Source organism: Microcystis sp. CS-574, from assembly GCF_028329095.1.
Classification (GTDB): Bacteria; Cyanobacteriota; Cyanobacteriia; order Cyanobacteriales; family Microcystaceae; genus Microcystis; species Microcystis ichthyoblabe_A.
This window is the reverse complement of the sequence record NZ_JAQMSY010000056.1, coordinates 1-5,962: the sequence shown is the minus strand read 5'-3', so window position 1 is coordinate 5,962 and position 5,962 is coordinate 1. Positions and strand designations below refer to the sequence as shown.

Genomic DNA, 5,962 nt, shown 5'->3' with positions numbered 1-5,962 from the left:
GGTGTGGGGTGTGGGGTGTGGGGTGTGGGGTGATGGGGAGAATAAATAAAAATAATCTCCTTTTGCCTTTTGCCTTTTGCCTGTTGCCTGTTGCCTTTTGCCTGTTGCCTTTTGCCTTCGTTATTGAGGATTTTTTCTTTTCGGGGGTTTTTGTTTGCTGGTAGGGAGTAGGGGAGCGGTTAATTTTTCATAGAGTTCAAAAAGGTATTCAATACGGTTTAATTCACTGGTGAAAGGTTGGGGACGATAACACAAATCAACAGCTTTGTCAAGTTTTTGGTGAGCTTTGAGCAAGTCGGGAGGCATAGTTAAAGGATCGTATAAATCCGCAAGGCTACTATCGGGATATTTTACCCTTGTATCTAGCACAGTTTGAGCGCAAGTTTCAACGGTTTGTTTTTGTTTGTCGGTGATATTTTCTGGAAAGGGGTAGTTATTATAAACAATATCTTTTGAGTAGCGATAATCGCTTTTTAATCTGCCACACACATATTTAACCCATGCCATGTGCATTGCTGAAGTAAGAATACCGAAATGAAAAAAAGTTGCATTTAGAATAACAAACAATAAGTCACTAGATAAAGTATCTGAATCAAGAAAACCAATGGGAATATATTTACGTCTTTCACTAGAAACTTTGGGAATAATCAAATATTCTGATGTGGGAATATTTTCGACATGAAAACGAGTTGGAGTAGATGCTAATTTTTGTGTTGGGATACTTTTACTTTCTAATCTAACTTTTTTAACTGATTCTATTCGTTGTAAAACATGAGGCATTTGTTTTAATTCATTAGGTTGACAATCACCCAGCCACAAACACCATCTTTCATAATTATTAATAAATTCATCGGAACCTAACCATTTTTTGAACAATTTTTCTGACTTAGGCTCAATTCTAATAAACTCTTCTTTTTCTGCTGTTGTAAATAAATAATATCCGCCATCAATCGGTTTGTTTCCAATTCCAATTTCTGGCACATCAGACAAAGGCTGTCTTCTTCTAATAATAGTTGTATCATTACCATTCACAAGATAAGGATTAATATTTTTAGCTTTTATTTCCAGTGGCTCACTTTTAATGTCTTCATATTCAAACAAACGTTTTTCTGAAATATCAAAATTTGCAAAGCCGATAATTACACAATAGACAGCCGCATTTTTTCTGGCTTCATTTGACCATTTAAAAGTTCGGTGTGCAAAATGAATTTTAATATGATATAAACCAAACAAAACATTCCAAAGAATACCGACCTGTTCCCCCTGAGAAATAGAATTTGTACTGACAAAAGCAACTTTAATATTAGAATGTTGAATCAATTTTGCAGCCTTAATATACCAAGCTGAAACATAATCCATTACTCCCGCTCCTTTGGCATCTTTAAACAGTGTTAATAAATCTTCTCTCTGAGCTTCGGTCATCATCTTAGAACCAACAAAAGGAGGATTTCCTAAAATAAAATTGAGCTTCTCTTTTGATATAACTTCCTCCCAATCAATCCGCAAGGCATTTCCATTAACAATCTTTGCCGCTTTCTTTAATGGCAAACGCACAAAATATTGACCAAAAGTATTACTAACTTTAATATTCATCTGATGATCAATTAACCACATTGCCACCTCTGCCACCCTCACCGCAAACTCATCGTATTCAATACCAGCAAACTGATTGACATCTACCTGAATAATGGTACTAATATCTGTTACTAACTGCCCCGTTTTATCTAACTCCTGTAATACCAAAATCTCTAAATCTCGTAACTCTCGATAGGTAATAATTAAAAAGTTGCCGCAACCACAGGCAGGATCAAGAAAATATAAATTAGCAATCTTTTTCTGAAATTCTAGTAATTTATTGCGATTGCCTTTAACCTTCTCAAATTCTCTGTGTAAATCATCTAAAAATAATGGTTTAATCACCTTTTGAATATTTTTCTCGGAGGTATAATGCGCCCCTAAATTACGTCGCTCTTTTGGATTCATTACCGCTTGAAACATAGAGCCAAAAATAGCAGGGGAAATTTTTCCCCAATCAAAAGCACAAGCTTCTAATAACATGACTCTCATCTTGCTATCAAAAGCCGCTAAGGGTAATGACTCCTCAAATAACTTGCCATTTATGTAGGGAAATTGAGTTAAATTCTCATCGAGATTTTTTAATCTTTTTTCTTCTGGTGTATTCAAAACCTGAAAAATATAAGCGATGTGCATCGCCAAATCACTGCCATCTTCTTTGGTATGTAGATCGATATATTCCCAGAAAATCCCCTTATTAAAAATACCCGTATCATCGGCAAATAAACAAAATAATAAACGCACTAGATAAACTTCTAAATTATGCCCCATATAACCAATTTCTTTGAGGCAATCATGAAGTTTTCCCATTAACTCGGCAGCTTGAATATTGACGGGATCTTCGTCTTTATAAACTCGCTTTTCGTAACCAGCAATAAAATCAAATAAATGAACGTTATCAACAAAATTACTTAATTCAAATTCCCATTGATTGCCCGAATCTAAATCATATAATTTAAACCGTTGAAAATCCGATACTAAAATATAACGCGGTAACTCATGTTCCTTTAAATTGGGAAAATAATCCTTAGCCTGTTGTGTGGCTTTTTCTAAATCTTTTCCCTTCGATTTATGCTCAACTAAAATCGTTCCTTTCCAGAGTAAATCAATAAAACCCTGTTTATTATCTGCTTTTTTTATCGGTTGCTCAAAACTAGCTACCCTACGCCGTGAAATGCCAAAGACATTAAAAAAATCATTCCAAAAAGATTGAGATTCTGCTTTTTCTGAAGTCTCTCCTTCCCACTCTTTTTGAAAAGCGATGGCGCGATTTTTTATTTCATTCCAACTTAAAGGCATAGTTTTAACTCCTTATCTTTCGCGGGTTTGCTCAAAGATACTAGAAAATGGTGTAGGGAGCCAGATGCAGTCAGCAAGGGATACAGATAGTTTCCATTTTAGGTGATTTTTTGGTAAACTACAAGGGAAGCTAGAAATTAGTAACGCCTTGAGAATTGTAGCCGCTTAGTTACCAATCTAGTTATTGACTCGAAGGAACAACTTATCGCTATGTCCAAAACTCTCTACGAACAAGATTTTCAAGTATGGCTCGCAACAACAATTAGCCACCTACAGAAGCGGGAATTTGCTGCGCTGGATACTGATAACTTAATTGAGGAGTTAACCGAGTTGGGAAAATCGGAAAAAAGAACTTTAGAAAGTAATTTGATGATTCTTTTAGCTCATTTGCTCAAATTAAAAGTACAGCACGACGCACCGCCATCAATGAAGGATAGCTGGTATTGTTCTATTATTGAGCATCGCCAGCGAATTGAGAAAAACTTACGCAATACACCTTCCCTGAAATCCTATCTAGAAACTGCTATCGAGGAAGCTTATCCAGATGCTCGTCAAGTGGCAATTAAGGAAGGGAAACTCCCTCAATTTGGTGTTCGGATTCCCCCAGAAAATGATTATCCTAAAATTTGTCCTTTCTTGCCAGAGCAAATCTTAGATGAGAACTTCTATGGCAATTGACCAAATGTGTCTCAGCTTATAATAATATGAACAACCACAAAGGCACAAAGGACACAAAGATTAGGTTTTTCTGCCAACCCTAACTAAAACTTACCTAAACAAAAGCCCCCAGAAAACATCACTTTCTAGGGGTTTAATTAAAATTGACGGAAAACAAACTTATGGGGAGGTTAACCTCCAGCCACCGCAGGAACGATACTGACTTCATCGCCATCTTTTAAGGGGGTTTTTGTCCCATCGAGGAAGCGAATATCTTCACTGTTGACGTAGAAATTTAAAAAGCGCCGGGGTGCGCCCTCTTCATCGCATAAGCGGGCTTTAATACCGGGGAAACTTGCTTCTAAGGATTCGATTAAACCACCGACACTACTAGCACTACACTCGATGGTAGCCTTATTTTCTGTAAATTTTTGCAGGGGAGTAGGAATGAGAACTTTTACGGCCATAGATATCAAGGAAAAAGTGGAAAGGACAGTAAGCTGCGCGCAAATTTAAATTGCTTGTGGAGATGAGGCAAGGGGATAATCGCCCCATCATCCCCGAACATCAATTCTAGACGAAAACCTGTTGCCATTCGAGGCGTTCGAGGGTGCGGGAACGTTCCAGGGCCCGTTCAAAGCTTTCTAATTTCGGTTCGATTAACAGGGGTTCACCGATATAACCCTGTACCGCTTCTTGGGTTTTTAGACCATTACCGGTGATATAAACGACCGTGGTTTCTTCGGGGTCGATTTTACCCGCTTCTACTAATTTTTTCAAGACGGCGATGGTTGTACCGCCTGCGGTTTCCGTGAAAATGCCTTCCGTTTCTGCCAAAAGTTTAATACCTTCGATAATTTCGGCATCGGTGACGGATTCAATATTACCGCCAGTTTTACGGGCAATATCAAGGGCATAAACACCATCGGCGGGATTACCAATAGCGATCGATTTGGCGATAGTATTGGGTTTAACTGGGGCGACAAAATCCCGTCCTTCCTTGAAAGCTTGGGCAATGGGGGAACAACCCTCCGCTTGAGCGCCACTAAAACGCACTGCTTTATCTGCCACCAAACCGACTTTGACGAATTCTTGGAAGCCTTTATAAATCTTGGTAAAGAGGGAACCACTGGCTAAAGGTGCGACAATATGATCGGGGAGTTTCCAGCCTAATTGTTCAGCCACCTCAAAGCCTAAAGTTTTGGAACCTTCGGAATAGTAGGGACGCAGATTGATGTTGACAAAACCCCAACCGTAGGTATTGCCCACTTCTGAACAGAGACGGTTAACTTGATCGTAGTTGCCTTTAACTGCCATTACCGTGGGATTATAGATTAGGGTGCCGAGAATTTTGCCCGCTTCTAAATCGGAGGGAATGAAAACACAACAGTCTAAACCGGCGTGAGCAGCAATAGCGGCGGTAGAATTGGCGAGATTTCCCGTACTAGCACAGGAAACGGTAGTAAAACCTAATTCTTTGGCCCGGGTAAGGGCGACGGATACCACTCTATCTTTGAAGCTGAGAGTGGGCATATTGACGGCATCATTTTTAATGTAGAGATTTTTTAGACCCAAGCGCCGAGCTAAACGGTGGGATTTAACTAGGGGAGTCATACCCGTACCCACATCGATAGGATTTTCACTTTCCACCGGCAAAAAGGAACGATAGCGCCAGATGGAATTGGGACCTGCTTGAATGCTTTCTCTGGTAACGGTACGACGGATGAGGTCGTAATCGTAGTCCACTTCTAGGGGGGCAAAGGTTTCTTCGCAGATATTCAGCGCTTTCAGGGGGTAGGAGGTCCCTCCTTCCTTAGAAACCAAGCGGGTAAAGGTGGGGATGAATTTTGAGGTTTTGATGTTTGTCGCTAGGGTCATGATTTTCCTGTCTTGCCGTCAACTGAATCTACACACATCCTATCACCGGCAAAATCTTGGTGTCAAATATACCCGACAAAAATAGTCGGGTATAAATTTATACCAAAATAGGTGATATTCTGGGGAGCAGCAAGGGTTAAGGGGAGAGAGTTCGGCTGCCGTGTCAGGAAACTTCGGGGTAGTTTTAGGTCAAAAAAAGGACTAGGAGAAGGAATTTAAGTGTTTTAGGAGGCTATAGCCTATTTACTGCGAATTTTATCGAAATAAACCCTAATTTTCCTTTAAATAGCTTAAACAGGGGGCGATTAACTGCGGTTGCCAGAAAGTTTCTCGCTTTACTCAGGATGATTGTCAAGAAAAGTGACAAATTATGTGATTTTGTTGAGAAATAATAATTTTTCTAGGCTGCCCAATAAAATTGACTATTTTCAGCAGGAGACTCCGAGTCAGGAGGCAGGAGTCAGGAGATTATTTTTATTTATTCTTCCTTTTCCCCACACCCTACACCCCACACCCCACACCCCACTTCCCCATCACCCCACACCCCACACCC

General features: G+C 39.6%; 4 protein-coding genes and 1 pseudogene. 2 read left to right on the top strand and 3 right to left on the bottom strand.

Annotated elements, in window-relative coordinates; genetic code table 11:
• Positions 1-120: 120 nt before the first annotated feature.
• Positions 121-2,874 carry a DNA methyltransferase gene (locus PN470_RS03825; RefSeq protein WP_271934838.1) on the bottom strand — a complete coding sequence of 918 codons (2,754 nt, stop codon included), beginning with the start codon at positions 2,872-2,874 and terminating at the stop codon, positions 121-123.
• A gap of 210 nt (positions 2,875-3,084) precedes the next feature.
• Here PN470_RS03825 and PN470_RS03820 point away from each other — a divergent pair, with 210 nt between their 5' ends.
• Positions 3,085-3,552 (top strand): DUF29 domain-containing protein, encoded by a 468-nt coding sequence (locus PN470_RS03820; protein WP_271934840.1) that lies wholly within the window; start codon positions 3,085-3,087, stop codon positions 3,550-3,552.
• A gap of 170 nt (positions 3,553-3,722) precedes the next feature.
• On the opposite strand, the gene PN470_RS03815 is transcribed toward PN470_RS03820, so the two are convergent.
• Positions 3,723-3,998: a MoaD/ThiS family protein gene (locus PN470_RS03815; protein WP_002750865.1), complete on the bottom strand. Its 276-nt coding sequence runs from the start codon at positions 3,996-3,998 to the stop codon at positions 3,723-3,725.
• A gap of 106 nt (positions 3,999-4,104) precedes the next feature.
• On the bottom strand, positions 4,105-5,409 hold the full coding sequence (thrC, locus tag PN470_RS03810; protein WP_103111635.1) for a threonine synthase: 1,305 nt from the start codon (positions 5,407-5,409) through the stop codon (positions 4,105-4,107).
• 360 nt (positions 5,410-5,769) lie between these two features.
• Here thrC and PN470_RS03805 point away from each other — a divergent pair.
• Positions 5,770-5,962: pseudogene (locus PN470_RS03805) on the top strand (hypothetical protein); the annotation flags it as partial.